The sequence below is a fragment of the Bradyrhizobium sp. BRP20 genome (genome assembly GCF_020194215.1).
Classification (GTDB): Bacteria; Pseudomonadota; Alphaproteobacteria; order Rhizobiales; family Xanthobacteraceae; genus Bradyrhizobium; species Bradyrhizobium yuanmingense.
Window position 1 is genome coordinate 20,901 of record NZ_JADYVY010000029.1, and the last position, 16,177, is coordinate 37,077.

Consider the following 16,177-nt stretch of genomic DNA (forward strand, 5'->3'; position numbering starts at 1 on the left):
CTTCAGGTTAGGCACACAGAAGCTAACAAATTATTCTGTTTCGCTCTCACCTCGCGTCGGCCGTGGCCGATTGTATCATAGCGTGCTCACGGTGAAGCGGTGAGCGAACCGAGCAATGGTCGACATGCTCGAGCGGCGCATCATTGGCCAAGTGCTCCCAATATTCAGCTTCCGCGAGTAGTTTCCAACCTCGATCCGGATGACGCGCGGCTGTCTGACGGCACAATAATGCCATCGCGCGCAGGCGACCCGCAGTATCCATCTGCTCCTCCCATTATATTCTTGTTGATTGCACCCTATTTTCTTTTTTTGCGTCGGAGTCATTACGATTATGTCGCAAAACTAATTTCCACTTTTCGAAGCGCGACTCGACTTTCGTTGCGGCTACAAATCGCGCATCGAACACAACTGGCGCAATTCAGCTCGTATCGGTAGATCGAGACCGGACCATCAGGCTTCGTGCTTACTAATCAGAACTGGCAAGAACGGCGAGATACTCGCGCCCGTCCGTCGGCGATGGGTTCCGCAAGAGCTCGAACTACCACCACGCGTCGGGCTCTCCGCGGCGATTGCCATGGTGTGCAGCGTACGCAAGATGACCGCGCTGATGGCCGCGGCGTCATCGTTGAGCGCGGGCCTGATGCTGCATTTCATGAATTGCTCCCCGAAGCTTCGCGAATGACTGAATGAACCCGCTCACGGCGCGGCAATCGGCGGATTTTCAACGACCCGTCACTCGATCGCGTCGTCCGTCAGCACGAGGATGGTGGGCGGGATCGTCACGCCGAGCGCCCGCGCGGTCTTGAGATTGACGGCCAGTTCGAATTTGGTTGGCAGCTGGATTGGCATATTTGCCGGCTTTTGTCCCTTCAGGATCAGATCAACATAGCCCGCGGCGCGACGAAACAGGTCGCCGATGTCGGCACCATAGCTGATCAGAGCGCCGGCATGGGCGAACTCCTTCTGCTGGCCGATGACGGCGATCTTCATGTCGATGCCGATACGGCAAATTGCGTCCTGCATCGCGGCGGTCATGTAGTCGCGAATGACAATCACGGCGTTGCCGCCGGCGGCCGCGAGCACATTGAATTGCTCGGCAACCGCCGCCGGCGATGCGCTCGTCAGTCCGAGGCGCACCGGCTCCAGCCCGGCGCGTCGTGCTTCCTCGATGGTTTGCGCGCCCCAGGCGCTGAAGGTCGGGTCCGTCGCATTGTTCAAGACGCCGATCCGCTTCAGCGAGGGCAGGATCTCCCGGATCATCTCGATGCGCTTGGCCGACATCTCCTCGCCGAACGCGGCGAAGCCGGTGAGGCTGCCGCCCGGCCGCGCGAGGCTCTGAAACAATTCAGGGTCGCTTTGCACCGCAGGCAGCGCCACGGCGACGACGGGAATATTGGTTTTCCTGATCATCGCGCGTGCTGCGGCCGGGCCGGGCGAAAGCAGCACGTCCACCTGTCTGGCCACGAGGTCGTCGATCAATGCAAGGCCCCGCGACACATCGCCGGCCGTCGAGTGGGCCTCGATGACGATGGTGCGGCCCTCCACGTAACCCAGCTCGGCCAGCGCCTTCCGGAACGGAACGAGCACCGCATTGTCGATTTCCGGCGTGGCAAATCCGACGAATCCCACGACCGGAACGCGCTTTTGGGCCAAGGCTTCGCGCGCCGATATCGCCGTCATTCCCAAGAAGCTCAGAAACGTCCGCCGCCTCATTTGGCCTCTCGCGATGCCAGAACGATCTGATCACAAGGGCAATGGTACACGAAGATAATCGGTGCCAGAAGGCAGGAAGTAGGATGACCGAGGGAGGCGAAATCCATCAAACTTACATTTATGCAAAGTCAGATCCGGTATTCGCCACTATCCGGTGTCACGCCGTCGCGCGGCTAAGATCGAGCGATGGCCTGCGCCGCGTCGGGAAGCTCAACGCCACCGCGACTGCTGCAAGCCCGATCGCGAAGGAGCCGGCGTGCAGCCAGGTGTATTGCTGGAACGTGTCAAACACGATCCCGCCGGCCCAGGGCCCGAGCGCCATGCCGAGGCTGGCGAAGGCCGACACGGCGCCGAACACCGTGCCCATGATGCGCGCGCCGAAGAACTCGCGGACCAGCACCGCATAGAGCGGCATCACCCCGCCATAGGCGAGGCCGAACACGACCGAGAGCGCGTAGAACTCGCCGAGCTGCGCCACGGCCAGATAGGTCGCGATGCACATCGCCTGCACGAACAGCCCGCCGACAAGGACCGGTTTCGCCCCGATGCGATCGGCCAGCGCGCCCAGCAGCAGGCGTCCGCCGAGGCCTGAGACGCCGGCGACGCTATAGACCGTCACTGCCGTGAGCGGAGCGATGCCGCAGACCATCGCATAGGACACCATGTGGAAGATCGGGCCGGAATGCGCCGCGCAGCAGGCGAAATGCGCCGCTGCGAGCGCGATGAATTGCGGCGTGCGCAGCGCCTGCGCCGCGCCCATCTCGACCTCTGGCGCCGCGTCCGTCGTTGCGGAGCCAGCGGCTGGCGGCGCCGGACGTACCAGGAAGCAGGCGGGGATCAACAGCGCCCACGAAGCGATGCCGATCGTCAGCATCGCGGTGCGCCAATCATAGGCCGTGATCAGCCAGCTCGCGGCCGGCGCGACCGTCACCGGCGACACGCCCATGCCGGCCGAGACCAGCGCCACGGCGAGGCTGCGGTTCTTTTCGATCCAGGCGCTCGCGAGCGCCATCATCGGTGCGTAGAAGCTGCCCACGGCGATCCCGATCAGCACGCCGAAGCAAAGCTGGAATTGCCACAGGCTTGCTGCCTGGCTCGCTGTGACGAGACCTAGTCCCAGCAGAACGCTTCCCGAGAGCACCACGATGCGGGTGCCGAACCGGTCCGACAGCGTGCCCCATAGGAATGCGGCGAATCCCATAAAGAGGAAATCCAGCGTCGCGGCAGCCGACACCCCGGCGCGCGACCAGCCCATCGCCTCCGAGATCGGCTGCAGGAACACCGCCAGCGACAGCATCGTGCCGAACCCGATGCAGGTCATCAGCGCGCCCGCGGCGACAACGACCCAGCCATAGTCGAAACGTGACGGCTTGCTCATGCGTTTCCTTGGCGCTTTTGCTCTTGTTGATGGTGCGCGGCAGGGATGGTGACTGATCCGCGGGGCGAGAGCAAGGCGGGTTGCCACCGCAGGCTGACACGGCCCGCCCGCAATGATAGCATGCCGCGCGTCACCAGCCTGCGACGTTGTTCTCGTGAAGCGCACACCCACCAACGTGCGGGGAGGCAAGTGCAATGAACTGGGGAGCGTCGTTTAGGCCGCGTGGGTGCCGCCGGCTTTTCCTGCCCGTCATTTTTGCTTCCGCGATCTGGTCGCCCCTGGCGTGCGCGCAGGACGTCCGAAGCGTGCCCGCCGCGCCGGGACCGGTCTTTTCGGATAGCGGTCCCGATGCCGAGCTCTACGGTGCGGCTGAGGGCTATCCGGTCGGCACGCGCGGAGCCGCTCCCCCGCTCGACAAGCTCGTCGGCAGCTACAGCCATTTCGGCGAGATCTATCCCTCGCGCCGGGTCGCTCGCGCGACGGCGCCCTGGCAATTCAAGCGCGCGCCGGAGCCACAGGTCACCTACAGTCTTGGCACCGAAAAGCTCGGCATTGCGGACTACCTCAAGCGCAACCCGGCGACGGGCCTCCTGATCGCCAGGGACGACACCATCCTGTACGAGCACTACCAATATGCGCGGACCGACCATCACCGCTTTGTCTCGCAGTCCATGGCGAAGACGCTGGTGGCCATGCTGGTCGGGATCGCGGTCTCGGAGGGACGGATCAAGTCGATCGACGACCTTGTCGCGACCTATGTCGGCGGCCTTGCCGGTACTGAATATGGCAACACGTCCATCCGCGCCTTGTTGAACATGTCGTCAGGCGTCGAATTCTCGGAAGTCTATGACGGGAACGACGACATCGCCCGGCTTGGGCGGGCCTTGTTCGCCGGCCCGCCGAAAGATCCCGCCGCCATCGTCGCGCAGTTCAACACGCGGACCGCGCCGCCAGGCACCAAATTCCACTATGCCAGCGTTGAAACGGAGATACTCGGCTTGGTCCTGCGCGCCGCCACGGGCACGCCGGTCGCTGACTATCTCCGCGACCGGATCTGGGACCCCATCGGCACCGAGGCGGACGCCTCCTGGGTGATCGACGGCACCGGGCAGGAGATCGCCTATTGCTGCTTCAACGCAACCTTGCGCGATTATGCGCGCCTGGCCCGGTTGCTCGCCCATGACGGCGCCTGGGAAGGCCGGCAGCTGATCCCCCGGCAGTGGCTGCTGGATGCCACGACCGTCAGGCCAGAGGAGGGTCATCTCGCTCCGCGCGTGGCCACGCGCTATTTCGGCTACGGCTATCAGGTGTGGCTCCTCCCCGGCGAGCAGCGCCGATTTGCCCTCATCGGCATTCGCGGTCAGCTCATCCTGGTCGATCCCGCCTCCAAGCTCGTCATGGTGCACACGGCCGTTCGCCAGAAGCCGAACGAACCCGGAGCCTTCAGGGAGCCGCTCGCGTTATGGTCTGCTGTGCTGCAGCAGCTCGGGCAATGACGAATTGCTGACGCCTGCCGATGGCATCCAGCCGCGCTGGCGCGGTCGGTCGCGTCGGAAAGCCGCGGTTGCATTGAACCTGTCCGGCTTCCGGGAGCACCAACGGCGCGTAGGTCCCTGATGTCAGCGACGAGGGAAGGCGCGATGAAGGCTCTGAAAGCATCGATCTGTGTTGCAGTCACGGCGCTCGCCTTGAGCCTGTCGTTCGGCGTGCCGTCCCATGCCGAAGAGGACGAGGCGGGCACGCTGGCCCGGCAGATGAAGCAGCTCTATCGGGCCGGGAAGTACATGGAAGCGCTGCCTCTGGCCCAGAAGTCGCTGGCCCTTCGCGAGAAGGAGTTCGGCCCCGATGATGCGCACGTCGCGATGCCGCTGAACGACCTCGGCACGATCCATTACAATCTCGGCCAATACGCCGTTGCCGAACCGCTGTACAAGCGCGCGCTGGCCATTGACGAGAAGACACTCGGTCCGAATCATGCCGAAGTCGCGATGGTGCTGAACAATCTCGGCGATCTCTACCGTGCGGAAGAGCGTTACGCCGAAGCGGAGCCGGTGCTCAAGCGGTCGATCGCCATTCACGAGAAAAGCGGTGATCCATCGATCGTGATGGCGTTGAGCAATCTGGGCGCTGTCTACAGCCATCAGGGCCGATACGATGAGGCTATACCGCTGTTCAAGCGAGGCCTCGCCGTGCTGCAGAAGGCGCTCGGTCCCGACGACCCCGAAGCCACGGTGCTGATGAACAATTTGGCCGACGCCTATATCAATCGCAATCGCTATGCCGATGCCGAGCGGCTGCTGAAGCGGTCGATGGCGGTGACCGAGAAGGCGTTCGGCCCGGATCATCCCGACATCGCCCAGGCACAGAACAATCTGGCTGCGCTCTATGGGCGCCAGGGCCGTAACGCGGAGGCCGAGCGGCTGTTCAAGCGGTCGGCGGCCACTTTCGAGAAAACCCTCGGCCCTGACCATCCGGATCTCGCCGGCGTTCTGGAAAACCTCGCCGGTCTCTACAAGTATCAAGGCCGCTATGCCGATGCCCAGCAGGCCCTGAAGCGGTCGATGGCCATCCGAGGGAAGACGAGGCCGATCTGACGAGCAGCGCAGGATGGTAGTGCGACTTGTCCGCCGCAGCCCGAAGAGCGAAGCTGGCGGGCAGGGCTATCGCATTAGAGAGTTTTTCCCTGCGGCCATCCTTCGAGACGCCCGCTTGAGCAGTCTCCTCACAGGGATGAGGGCGGAGTCCGCGGCAGCAGTTTCAACAGGCACCGACGCCCAATGAGCCTCATCCTGAGGAGACGCGTCAGCGTCGTCTCGAAGGACGAGGCGTGCGCGCAGGCACACTTCGCTTGCCCACACCACAACTTCTCCAACTTTTTTGGCACATTGACGCCGAACCATGTCGGCATGGGCCGGTCTCGATCGTCCTCGGGTCGACACGTCCCGGACGTGCAGGAAATGGACCCGGCACGCTGGCGAGATTCCGTCAATTCGAGCGTCAAAGTCGCAACTGGAGCAATGCCCATGAGGATCACCGTCGAAACCAGCGTAGCCGCCCCGATCGATCAGGTCTGGCGCGCCTATACGACGCCAGCCGACATCGTGAAGTGGAATGCCGCGTCCGACGACTGGCATACGACCAGTGCGACGGTCGACCTGCGGGACGGCGGCGCCTTCTCGTCGCGGATGGAGGCCAAGGACGGCAGCATGGGCTTCGACTTCGCCGGCACCTACACCAAGATCGTCGAGCACAAGCGGATCGAATACGCGTTCGGCGATCGAAAGGCCGAGGTCGAGTTCGTGCCCGGCCCGAAGAGTGTTGTCGTCCGTGTCGTCTTCGACGCCGAAACCACGCACTCGGTCGAACAGCAGCAGGGCGGCTGGCAGGCGATCCTCGACAATTTTGCGCGATACGTCGAGGCAAAGAGGAAATCGTGATCGATTAGCAGCGAACGTGGATGCCTGCATCGCACACGCTGCGATGCAGGTGCCATGCTTCAGCGCGGCCATGAAGCTTCCTGCGGCATGTCGACCTTGCCGAATTGCCGCATCTTCTTCTTGCCTTCGCGTGCCGCTAAGATCGAACTATTTCTTGTTGCCCATGTGATGAGGCGACGACGTGCCGGGGCCGCCCGTGTAGTGATGACCGCCTGATTGAGCGTTGGCAGAGGTGCCGGTCTTTTCTTTCTTGCCCATGTGGTGCGGAACTTCTGTCTTGGGTCCGCCGCTGTAGTGATGGCCGTTCTTTTCCTTGTCGGTGGATTGAGCCGTGGCGGGTACGGCCAGCAGGGAAACAATGCCGATTGTGGCGAGAAGCGTCTTGGTGATCATGTTCGGTCCTCCAGGTTGCGAAGGTCCACGATACGCATCGGCGCAACGTCGGTCTTGACGAATCTCAAGGTACGATCGGTTGCTAATTGTCTCGCGCGCTCAGCTCCCGCGAGCCTTTGATCTGCGTCAAAAGCGATGGCGGCGGTGCTCCTATGCTGCGGGGATCAAGAGGAGCGCGCCCATGCCGGTGCAGGATCATTCCGCTTATCGACAGCGGCATGCCGCGGGCATGTCCATGAGAGCCAAGGCTGGCCTGGTCCTGATCGGATTCCTGGCCATCGCCGGCGTGCTGCTGTTCAGCGAGCACAGGGCTCACGTGCTGGGGCTCCTGGTCTGGCTGCCGCTCCTTGCCTGTCCGCTGATGCATTTCTTCATGCATGGCGACCATGGTCACCGTCACGGTGGCGGCCGGCCAAACGATTCGAGGAGCGCGTGATGCACGACATTCCGCCTGCTTACGGCCTCTGGAGCCTCGTCACCGTCAACTCGGCGGTGTTCATCCTGTTTTCCTACAGCTTCTTCAAGCCGCAGACCTCGCGCGACTGGCGCTCCTTCGGCGCCTTCAGCGCGTTCCTGGTGGCGCTGTTCGCGGAGATGTACGGTTTTCCGCTCACCATCTATTTCCTGTCGGGTTGGCTGCAGTCGCGCTACCCGAACGTCGACTGGTTCTCGCACGACGCCGGTCATCTGCTCGAGATGATGTTCGGCTGGAAGACCAATCCCCACACGGGGCCGTTCCATGTCGTCAGCTTCATCTTCATCGGCGCCGGGTTCATCCTGATCTCCCTCGCCTGGAGGACGCTGTACGAGGCGCAGCAGACCCGGAGCCTCGCCACCACCGGTCCTTACAGCTACGTCCGGCATCCGCAATATGTCGGCTTCGTGCTGGTGATGTTCGGCTTCCTGTTGCAATGGCCGACGATTCTGACCTTGGCGATGTTTCCGGTGTTGACCGTCATGTACGTGAAGCTCGCCAGGGACGAGGAGCGTGAGGCCCGGAGCGAGTTCGGCGAGGCCTATGCCCGGTATGCCGCGCAGGTGCCGGCCTTCATTCCCCATCTCAACCGGCGATCCGGTCATAGCTCTTCTGGCGGCTATCGTCACGGCTGACCTTCGCGAGGAGATGCCTGCAAACGGCGCTAGCTTTAAAGGACGTCAATGAGCGTTCCCGTCTTCACCGCAAAGGCGCTGACTAAGATCTATGTCTCCGGCGAGGTGATGGTGCATGCCCTCAACGAGGTCGACCTCGACATTCCCGAGAAGGAAGTGGTCGTGCTGCTCGGCCCCTCCGGCAGCGGCAAGACGACGTTGCTCAACATCATGGGCGGCCTCGACCGTCCGACCAGCGGCCGGCTGTTCTTCCGCGATCTGGACCTAACGGACCTGGAGGACCGCGAACTCACGAAGTACCGCCGCGATCACGTCGGCTTCGTCTTCCAGTTCTACAATCTGGTGCCCAGCCTCACGGCCTACGAAAACGTCGCGCTGGTCACCGAAGTCGCCAAGAATCCGATGCGGCCGGCCGACGCCCTCGCGCTGGTCGGACTCGAAGCGAGGATGCATCACTTTCCCGCCCAGCTCTCCGGCGGCGAGCAGCAGCGCGTCGCCATCGCCCGCGCGATCGCGAAGCGGCCGGCGGTGCTGCTCTGCGACGAGCCGACCGGGGCGTTGGATTCGAAGACCGGCATCCGCGTCATCGAGGCGCTGCTTGGCGTCAACCGGCAGCTCGGGACCACTACAGTCATCATCACCCACAACGCCAGCATCCAGGAGGTCGCCGACCGAGTGCTGTTCTTCGCCGACGGTCGCATCTCCCGCATCCGGACCAACGAGGCCCGGCGGGAGGCCGCCGAGCTCACCTGGTGACGACATGAAGGTGCTAGACATCAAGCTGCTTCGTGACGTCAGACGGCTCTGGGCGCAGGTGCTCGCGGTCGCGCTGGTCGTCGGCGGCGGGGTTGCGACGCTGGTGCTCGCGGTGGGCTCGCACCGATCGCTGGAGGAGACCCGGATCGCTTATTACGAGCGTTACGGCTTTGCCGATGTGTTCGCGCAGGCGAAGCGGGCACCGAAGGCGCTCACCGACAGGATCGGCGAGATCCCAGGAGTCGCCGCCATCGACACCCGTATCGCCAAGCCGGCGCTACTCGACATTCCCGGTTTCTCCGCGCCGGCCAGCGCGCAGTTCGTTTCGCTGGCCGACACGGGTGAGCAGCATCTCAACCGGCTCTACATGCGCTCCGGGCGGTTCCCGGCGCCGGGACGGACTGAAGAGGTCGTCGTCAACGAGCCGTTCGCTCGGGCGCACGGTTTCGTCGAGGGGGCGCGGTTCTCCGCCATCCTCAACGGCAGGAAGCGCGAGCTCGTCATCGTCGGCATCGCGCTGTCGCCCGAGTTCGTTTACACGGTCGGACCGGGCGACCTGATGCCGGACGATCGCCGCTATGCCATCGTCTGGATGTCGGAGAAGGTGCTTAGCGCTGCCTACGATCTCGACGGCGCCTTCTCGGCGGTCGCGGTCAAGCTGCAGCCCGGCGCCTCCGAGCGCGATGTGGTCCGGCGACTGGACGCCCTGCTCGATCCTTATGGCGGGCAGGCGGCGCATGGCCGCAAGGACCAGACCTCGCACGCCTGGCTCGATCATGAACTCGACATGCTCAACAACATGAGCCGCACGTTGCCGCCGATCTTCCTGCTGGTCGCGGCCTTCCTCGTCAATCTCACCTTGACCCGGCTGGTCGCGCTCGAGCGCGAGCAGATCGGCCTGCTGAAGGCGCTGGGTTATTCAGACGGCAGCATCGTGCTGCACTATTTCAAGTTCGTTGCCTTCATCGTCGTGGTCGGCATCGTGTTGGGCGGCATCGTGGGCACCTGGCTCGGTTTGCACGTCACCGCGCTGTTCGGCGACTTCTTCCACTTTCCGTTCCTGGTGTTCGCGAAGGCACCGGACGTTTATCTCACGGCAGGTGCGCTTAGCGCGGCGGCTGCGGCGATCGGCGCATTCCGTGCGTTGCGCGAGGTGGTGAAGCTGCCCCCGGCCGTCGCCATGCAGGCGCCGGCCCCGCCGGTCTATCGCCGGCTGCTTTCGGCGCGCATCCAGCTCGACCGGATCGTGTCGCAGCCGACGCTGATGATGATCCGCAACATCGCCCGGCATCCGGTACGGGCCTTCTTCACGGCGCTCGGCATGGCGCTGGCCACCGCGATCCTAGTCGTCTCGCTGTTCACGCGGGACAGCATGGAGCATCTGACCGATGTGACCTACTTCCTCGCCGACCGGCAGGACGCAACCATCGGCTTTGCCGAGAAGCGGATCGCAAATGTCGTGGAGCAGGTGAGCCGGCTTCCGGGCGTTCTCGCCGCCGAGCCGTTCCGCGAGGTGCCGGTCCGGATCCGCCACGGCAACGTCGAACGGCGCATCGTCATCAGCGGCCGACCGGCTGCTGCCCACCTCAGGCGCATCATCGACGTCGAGCTTCGGCCGGTCATCCTGCCGGAGACGGGCCTCGCCATCTCCGGCATGCTCGCGCATATCCTCGGCGTCGGACCAGGCGATAGCGTCGAGGTCGATCTGTTGGAGGGCGCCAGGCGATCCGTGACGGTGCCGGTCGTCGCGACCGTCGAGGACTACTTCGGGATTAGGGGCATGATGGAGATCGAGGCGTTGCACAAGCTGATGCGCGAGGCGCCCGTCGTCACTAGCGTCAATCTCAGCCTCGACGAGAACCGGACGGAGGACTTCTACACGGCGGTGAAGTCCATACCGACGGTCGGCGGCGTGGCGCTGCAGCGCGTTTCGCTGGCGAACTTCCGCAAGACCGTCGCGCTGCTCGTCACCACGATGGCGAGTATCTACACGGGCCTTGCCGGCGTGATCGCGTTCGGCGTCGTCTACAACAATGCGCGCATTTCGCTGTCCGAACGGGCGCGCGAACTGGCCAGCCTGCGCGTGCTCGGCTTCACGCGCGGCGAGGTGCTGCGCATCCTGCTGCTTGAGCTCGCCATCCTCACCCTGATCGCCCAACCGCCCGGTTGGCTGATGGGCTACGGCCTCGCCTGGGTAATGAAAACGAACCTTGCCGGCGAGTTGATGCGCGTCCGCCTCGTCGTCGAGCACTCGACTTACGTGATCGCCACGTCCGTCGTGGTGCTGGCCGCCATCGTTTCCGCCGCCGTGATCCGAGAACGCATCGACAGATTGGACCTTGTTGCGGTCCTCAAGACGCGAGATTAGCCATGCCCGCCAACTGGACCAAACGCATCATCGGCGCCGCGCTCGCTGCTGCGATCCTCGCAGGGCTCGCTTGGTTCGCCTGGCCCCGACCGGTTCTGGTCGATCTCGCGACCGTCGCGAAGGGGCCGATCGAGGTCACGGCGGACGACGACGGCAAGACCCGCGTGCGCCACGTCTACACGGTGTCGGCGCCGATCGCGGGCAAGGTCTTGAGAATCTCGCATCCGCTCGGCGAGCAGGGGCCTTCGCTCCATGTCGGCGACGACGTCGTCGCTAACCAGACCGTCGCCCTGATGCAACCGACGCTGCCCGGCTTCATCGATGCGCGATCGCGCGATCAGCTGCAGGCGGAGGTCCTGGCCGCAGACGCCGCGATCCAGCAGCAGGAAGCTGAAGTGCAGCGGATCGAAGCCGCGCTGGATTTTTCGCGGACCGAGTTCCAGCGGGTGCAGACGCTGTTGCGGACGCAATCCACCTCGGCCCAGGCCTACGACAAGGCGAAATTCGAGGTCGCCACCAACGAGGCCGCCCTGAGAGGTGCCAAGGCCCAGGTCGAGATGCGCCGCGCAGTGCGGACCAGCCTGGCGGCCCGGCTGATGGACCCGGCAAGCGCTATCCCTCCCGCGGAGCCGACCTGCTGCATCCGTGTGCTGGCGCCGACAAGCGGACGGGTATTGAAGATCATCCAGGACAGCGAGACGACGGTTCTGCCCGGGACGCCGCTGGTTGATATCGGCGACCCGTTCGATCTCGAGGTCGTGGCCGACCTGCTCTCGACTGACGCGGTCCAGATCAAGGTCGGCGCGCCGGTCCGGATCGATGGCTGGGGCGGTCAGCCCATCGCGGGAAAGGTGGTCCGGGTCGACCCGGCCGGTTTCCTGAAAGTCTCCGCACTCGGCACCGAGGAGCAGCGGGTCCGCGTGACCATCGATTTCACCGACCCGCCCGAGAAGTGGGGCACGCTCGGGCACGACTATCGTGTTATCGTTCACGTGACGACATGGAGCGCGACCGAGTCGCTGACCGTGCCGGTGAGCGCTTTGTTCCGAAAAGGCGACCAATGGGCGGTTTTCGCCGACGAGAACGGCCGTGCAAGAACTGTCCCGGTCCGCATCGGCCACCGGAATAACCGCGTGGCCGAAGTTCTCTCCGGACTAGCTGCAGGTGATCGCGTCGTGTTGCACCCGAGCGACCGGATCATCGAGGGCATCAGGATCGCGAAGAGGGGCGAGGAATAGATACACGGCTGAGAGGCAAGCGTTCGATGATGCCACCATACCCCTGTTTTGCCCGACGGGTCAAACCGACTTCGTAAAATCGAAAAAGCACAATGCCGCCAAGGGGGCGGCTACTGTGCATGGGGTTGTTTTCGCACTTTTTTGTTTGCCGTCGGGAGAGCGCCTGTTTGCCGGCCCCGGCGACCCGGCTGGCCCGTCCTGAGCCTCGCCTCAGCTGTCGACCTTCAGCGCGGCAATAAAAGCTTCCTGCGGGATGTCGACCTTGCCGAACTGCCGCATCTTCTTCTTGCCCTCCTTCTGCTTCTCCAGAAGTTTTCGTTTACGCGTGATGTCGCCGCCGTAGCATTTCGCGGTGACGTCCTTGCGCAGCGCGCGCACCGTCTCGCGCGCGATCACCTTGCCGCCGATCGCCGCCTGGATCGGGATCTGGAACATATGCGGCGGGATCAGCTCCTTCATCTTCTCGACCATGGCACGGCCGCGCCCCTCCGCGCGGGTGCGGTGGACCAGCATCGAGAGCGCATCGACCGGCTCGGCATTGACCAGGATCTGCATCTTGACGAGATCGGCCGGCTTGTAGTCGGTGAGGTGATAGTCGAACGAGGCGTAGCCCTTGGAGACCGATTTGAGGCGGTCGTAGAAGTCGAACACGACCTCGTTGAGCGGCAGGTCGTACTTCACCATGGCGCGGGAGCCGACGTAAGTGAGCTCCTTCTGCGCGCCGCGGCGGTCCTGGCACAGCTTCAAGACGCTGCCAAGATATTCGTCGGGCGTGAGGATCGTCGCCTCGATCCAGGGCTCGTCGATCTCGGCGATCTTGACCACGTCGGGCATGTCGACGGGATTGTGGATCTCGATCTCCTGGCCGTCGGTGAGCTTCATCTTGTAGATGACGCTCGGCGCGGTCGCGATCAGGTTGAGATCGAATTCGCGCGACAGCCGCTCCTGGATGATCTCGAGGTGCAGCAGCCCGAGGAAGCCGCAGCGGAAGCCGAAGCCGAGCGCAGCCGACGTCTCCATCTCGAAGGAGAAGCTGGCGTCGTTGAGGCGCAGCTTGCCCATCGCGGCGCGCAGCGTCTCGAAGTCGTCGGCGTCGACCGGGAACAGGCCGCAGAACACCACCGGGATCGCCGGCTTGAAGCCCGGCAGCATCTCGGCGACCGGCTTCCTGTCGTCGGTGATGGTGTCGCCGACGCGGGTGTCGGCGACTTCCTTGATCGCGGCGGTGATGAAGCCGATCTCGCCGGGACCGAGCTCCTCGACCTGCTGCATCTTCGGCGTGAAGAAGCCGACGCGCTCGACGTCATAGGCCGCGCCCGTGCCCATCATGCGCACGCGCTGGCCCTTCTTCATCGTGCCATCGACGATGCGCACCAGCACGACGACGCCGAGATAGACGTCGTACCAGCTGTCGACCAAGAGCGCCTTCAAGGTCGCGTCGCGGTCGCCCTTCGGCGGCGGCAGGCGGGTGACGATGGCTTCCAGCACATCAGGAATGCCGAGGCCGGTCTTGGCCGAGATCATCACCGCGTCCGAGGCGTCGATGCCGATGACGTCCTCGATCTGCTGCTTGACCTTCTCGGGCTCCGCCGCGGGCAGGTCGACCTTGTTCAGGACCGGGACGATCTCGTGATTGTTGTCGAGCGCCTGGTAGACGTTGGCGAGCGTCTGCGCCTCGACGCCCTGGCTGGCGTCGACCACGAGCAGGGAACCCTCGCAGGCCGCCAGCGACCGCGAGACCTCGTAAGCGAAGTCGACATGGCCGGGCGTGTCCATCAGGTTGAAGATGTAGTCCTTGCCGTCCTTGGCGCGGTAGGCGAGGCGCACCGTCTGCGCCTTGATCGTGATGCCGCGCTCGCGCTCGATGTCCATGGAATCGAGCACCTGTTCCTTGCCCGCCATCTCGCGGTCGGAGAGGCCGCCGGTCATCTGGATCAAGCGGTCGGCCAGCGTCGATTTGCCATGGTCGATATGGGCGACGATGGAGAAATTGCGGATGTTGGAAATAGGGACGGTCGTCATGGGCGCGGGATACCACTCACATCCCCGTGCGGCAACCATATTGCTGTATTTTCAGGGCCTTTGTTCACGCCAAGCTGATTCCATGACGGGCCAAAACGCGCTACGCACGGCCATGTCCACGACCTCTCTTCCCACTGCCGGAGCGCGGGCAAAGACCCGCTTGAGTTACAACCGCTTCCGGGCCTTCCTGGTTGCCTGTGCGGTCCGCCCCGAGGCGCGCCTGTGGCTGGTGATCCAATTTGCCATCCTGCATGCGGTGCTCTGGACCTTCATCCTGATCAATCTGAAGGCGGCGCAGGACGTTCATATGGACGTCGCAGAAGCCTGGGGCTGGGGCCAGAAATTCCTCTGGGGCTATGGCAAGCACCCGCCGTTGTCGGGCTGGGTGGCGGGCCTCTGGTTCAAGGCGCTCCCGGCGGCGGACTGGGCGACCTATGCGCTGGCGATGACGACGGTGAGCGTCGGCATGGTGATCTGCTGGCTGATCGCCTTGCGCGTGGTGGATGCGCGCCGCGCGTTCCTGGTCGTGGTGATGATCGCGCTCTACCCGATCTTCAATTTCAAGGGCTTCAAGTACAACCCGGACCTGCTGCAGCTCGTCACGCTGCCGCTCCTGGTGCTCGCTTATCTCAACGCCTTCGAGAAGCGGAGCTGGCAATCCGGAATCCTGCTCGGGCTTGCCGGCGCGCTGGCGCTGATGACCAAATATTGGGTGCTGACCATGATCGGCGCGATCGGCCTCGCCGCGCTGATCCATCCCGACCGGTTGCGCTTCCTGTCGTCGCCCGCGCCGTGGGTCGCGATTGCCACGATGGTCGCGGCGATGATCCCGCACCTCGTCTGGCTGGCGGATGCGCATTTCGTGCCGCTGACCTATGCCGGCGACACCTACAGCCTTCAGGACAAGGCCCAGGTGCATCAGCTCGTCGCGGGCTATGTGCTGCACAACTTCGCGCTGCTGGCATTGCCGGTGGCGCTCGCGGCGCTGGCCATGGCGCTGGTGCCGCCATGGGGCAGATTGCTGCTGGCTGCGCCGTTGCGCATCGTCACGCGCGCCTGGGCGCGTGGCGCCAATGCAGGGGTCAATGTCTCGCAGGCGCTGAATGTCTGGATCGTCCAGGCCATCGTCGCAGTCGGCCCGCCGCTCGGGGCGCTCGCCTTCAGCATCTACATGAAGACGGATTGGGGCATCTCGCTGTTCTTCCTGGTGCCGCTCGCACTGGTCGCGATCCCGACGCTGCGCGTGCAGAGCGCCGCGCTGTTCAACATCGCTGCGATCTGGCTCGTGCTCAGCGCCGCGACGCTCGCCGCTTCGCCCTGGATCGCCGCGCGCGAGATGGCGGCCAATGCCGGCAATGCCCAGATCTATGGCGCGCGCTCGGAGCTCGCGCGCGAATTGACCCAGGCCTGGCACACCCGCTTCGGCTCGCGCTGGGCCGTCGTTGCCGGCACGATGGAGCAGATCCAGCCGCTGGTGTTCTACAGCCCGGATCATCCGTCCGCGCTGCTGCCGTTGGAGGCCTGGGATTCCGGACTGACCTCGCGCGACGACGCCAGGAAGTACGGCTTCATCGGCGTGTTCGATCCGACCGACGGCCGCCTGCCCGCGTTCGAGAAATGGGTGGCGGAGGTTGCGCCCAACGCCGAGCGCATCGTGATGACAACGCGCCGCTTCACCAACGGCAAGGCCGGCCCGTCGATGAGCTGGAACATCTACTTCGCGCCGCCGGGGAAGTGATTTCTTCACCTCTCCCGCAAGTAC

13 protein-coding genes are annotated in these 16,177 nt (G+C 64.2%); 9 read left to right on the plus strand and 4 right to left on the minus strand.

The genetic code is table 11. The features are described from left to right. Window positions 1–732: 732 nt before the first annotated feature. A complete protein-coding gene (locus tag I6F33_RS35470; protein WP_225145594.1) occupies window positions 733–1,680 on the minus strand; it encodes an ABC transporter substrate-binding protein in 948 nt (315 codons plus the stop codon). Window positions 1,681–1,870: 190 nt separating this feature from the next. Further along, window positions 1,871–3,091 (minus strand): MFS transporter, encoded by a 1,221-nt coding sequence (locus tag I6F33_RS35475; RefSeq protein WP_036026423.1) that lies wholly within the window; start codon window positions 3,089–3,091, stop codon window positions 1,871–1,873. 305 nt (window positions 3,092–3,396) lie between these two features. Here I6F33_RS35475 and I6F33_RS35480 point away from each other — a divergent pair, with 305 nt between their 5' ends. The 3 genes from I6F33_RS35480 (at window position 3,397) to I6F33_RS35490 (ending at window position 6,528) form a co-directional block, all read left to right on the plus strand. After that, a complete protein-coding gene (locus I6F33_RS35480; protein ID WP_225145595.1) occupies window positions 3,397–4,587 on the plus strand; it encodes a serine hydrolase in 1,191 nt (396 codons plus the stop codon). A gap of 144 nt (window positions 4,588–4,731) precedes the next feature. Then, window positions 4,732–5,685 carry a tetratricopeptide repeat protein gene (locus tag I6F33_RS35485; protein WP_225145596.1) on the plus strand — a complete coding sequence of 318 codons (954 nt, stop codon included), beginning with the start codon at window positions 4,732–4,734 and terminating at the stop codon, window positions 5,683–5,685. A 429-nt stretch (window positions 5,686–6,114) separates the two neighbouring features. Continuing rightward, a complete protein-coding gene (locus tag I6F33_RS35490) occupies window positions 6,115–6,528 on the plus strand; it encodes an SRPBCC family protein (RefSeq protein ID WP_036026452.1) in 414 nt (137 codons plus the stop codon). 147 nt (window positions 6,529–6,675) lie between these two features. Here the strand turns inward: I6F33_RS35490 and I6F33_RS35495 are convergent, their stop codons facing one another. Then, complete coding sequence (locus I6F33_RS35495; RefSeq protein WP_036014203.1) at window positions 6,676–6,921, minus strand: hypothetical protein; 246 nt, start codon at window positions 6,919–6,921, stop codon at window positions 6,676–6,678. A gap of 181 nt (window positions 6,922–7,102) precedes the next feature. Here I6F33_RS35495 and I6F33_RS35500 point away from each other — a divergent pair, with 181 nt between their 5' ends. Genes I6F33_RS35500 through I6F33_RS35520 form a run of 5 tightly spaced genes read left to right on the plus strand, consistent with a single transcriptional unit; the run spans window position 7,103 to window position 12,393 of the window. Continuing rightward, complete coding sequence (locus tag I6F33_RS35500; RefSeq protein ID WP_036014201.1) at window positions 7,103–7,357, plus strand: DUF2933 domain-containing protein; 255 nt, start codon at window positions 7,103–7,105, stop codon at window positions 7,355–7,357. Then, window positions 7,357–8,031 carry an isoprenylcysteine carboxylmethyltransferase family protein gene (locus I6F33_RS35505; RefSeq protein WP_036014198.1) on the plus strand — a complete coding sequence of 225 codons (675 nt, stop codon included), beginning with the start codon at window positions 7,357–7,359 and terminating at the stop codon, window positions 8,029–8,031. Before I6F33_RS35500 ends, I6F33_RS35505 begins: the two co-directional genes overlap by 1 nt. Before the next feature lie 48 nt (window positions 8,032–8,079). Further along, window positions 8,080–8,787: an ABC transporter ATP-binding protein gene (locus tag I6F33_RS35510; protein ID WP_036026433.1), complete on the plus strand. Its 708-nt coding sequence runs from the start codon at window positions 8,080–8,082 to the stop codon at window positions 8,785–8,787. Between the two features lie 4 nt (window positions 8,788–8,791). Beyond that, on the plus strand, window positions 8,792–11,155 hold the full coding sequence (locus I6F33_RS35515) for an ABC transporter permease (protein ID WP_036026435.1): 2,364 nt from the start codon (window positions 8,792–8,794) through the stop codon (window positions 11,153–11,155). Window positions 11,156–11,157: 2 nt separating this feature from the next. Then, window positions 11,158–12,393 carry an efflux RND transporter periplasmic adaptor subunit gene (locus tag I6F33_RS35520; protein WP_036026436.1) on the plus strand — a complete coding sequence of 412 codons (1,236 nt, stop codon included), beginning with the start codon at window positions 11,158–11,160 and terminating at the stop codon, window positions 12,391–12,393. Window positions 12,394–12,603: 210 nt separating this feature from the next. Here I6F33_RS35520 and lepA read toward each other — a convergent pair whose 3' ends face one another. Further along, a complete protein-coding gene (gene lepA / locus I6F33_RS35525; RefSeq protein ID WP_036041840.1) occupies window positions 12,604–14,415 on the minus strand; it encodes a translation elongation factor 4 in 1,812 nt (603 codons plus the stop codon). Between the two features lie 112 nt (window positions 14,416–14,527). Between lepA and I6F33_RS35530 the strand changes: the two genes are divergently transcribed. Beyond that, window positions 14,528–16,153, plus strand: coding sequence for a glycosyltransferase family 39 protein (locus I6F33_RS35530; protein ID WP_225145597.1), 1,626 nt, complete (start codon window positions 14,528–14,530; stop codon window positions 16,151–16,153). The last annotated feature ends 24 nt before the right edge of the window (window positions 16,154–16,177 follow it).

Bases quoted from the DNA above. Each gene is read 5' to 3' on its own strand.
- I6F33_RS35470 (WP_225145594.1), bottom strand. From the start codon at position 1,680: ATGACGGCGATATCGGCGCGCGAAGCCTTGGCCCAAAAGCGCGTTCCG.
- I6F33_RS35475 (WP_036026423.1), bottom strand. From the start codon at position 3,091: ATGAGCAAGCCGTCACGTTTCGACTATGGCTGGGTCGTTGTCGCCGCG.
- I6F33_RS35485 (WP_225145596.1), top strand. From the start codon at position 4,732: ATGAAGGCTCTGAAAGCATCGATCTGTGTTGCAGTCACGGCGCTCGCC.
- I6F33_RS35490 (WP_036026452.1), top strand. From the start codon at position 6,115: ATGAGGATCACCGTCGAAACCAGCGTAGCCGCCCCGATCGATCAGGTC.
- I6F33_RS35495 (WP_036014203.1), bottom strand. From the start codon at position 6,921: ATGATCACCAAGACGCTTCTCGCCACAATCGGCATTGTTTCCCTGCTG.
- I6F33_RS35500 (WP_036014201.1), top strand. From the start codon at position 7,103: ATGCCGGTGCAGGATCATTCCGCTTATCGACAGCGGCATGCCGCGGGC.
- I6F33_RS35505 (WP_036014198.1), top strand. From the start codon at position 7,357: ATGCACGACATTCCGCCTGCTTACGGCCTCTGGAGCCTCGTCACCGTC.
- I6F33_RS35510 (WP_036026433.1), top strand. From the start codon at position 8,080: ATGAGCGTTCCCGTCTTCACCGCAAAGGCGCTGACTAAGATCTATGTC.
- I6F33_RS35515 (WP_036026435.1), top strand. From the start codon at position 8,792: ATGAAGGTGCTAGACATCAAGCTGCTTCGTGACGTCAGACGGCTCTGG.
- I6F33_RS35520 (WP_036026436.1), top strand. From the start codon at position 11,158: ATGCCCGCCAACTGGACCAAACGCATCATCGGCGCCGCGCTCGCTGCT.
- lepA (WP_036041840.1), bottom strand. From the start codon at position 14,415: ATGACGACCGTCCCTATTTCCAACATCCGCAATTTCTCCATCGTCGCC.
- I6F33_RS35530 (WP_225145597.1), top strand. From the start codon at position 14,528: ATGTCCACGACCTCTCTTCCCACTGCCGGAGCGCGGGCAAAGACCCGC.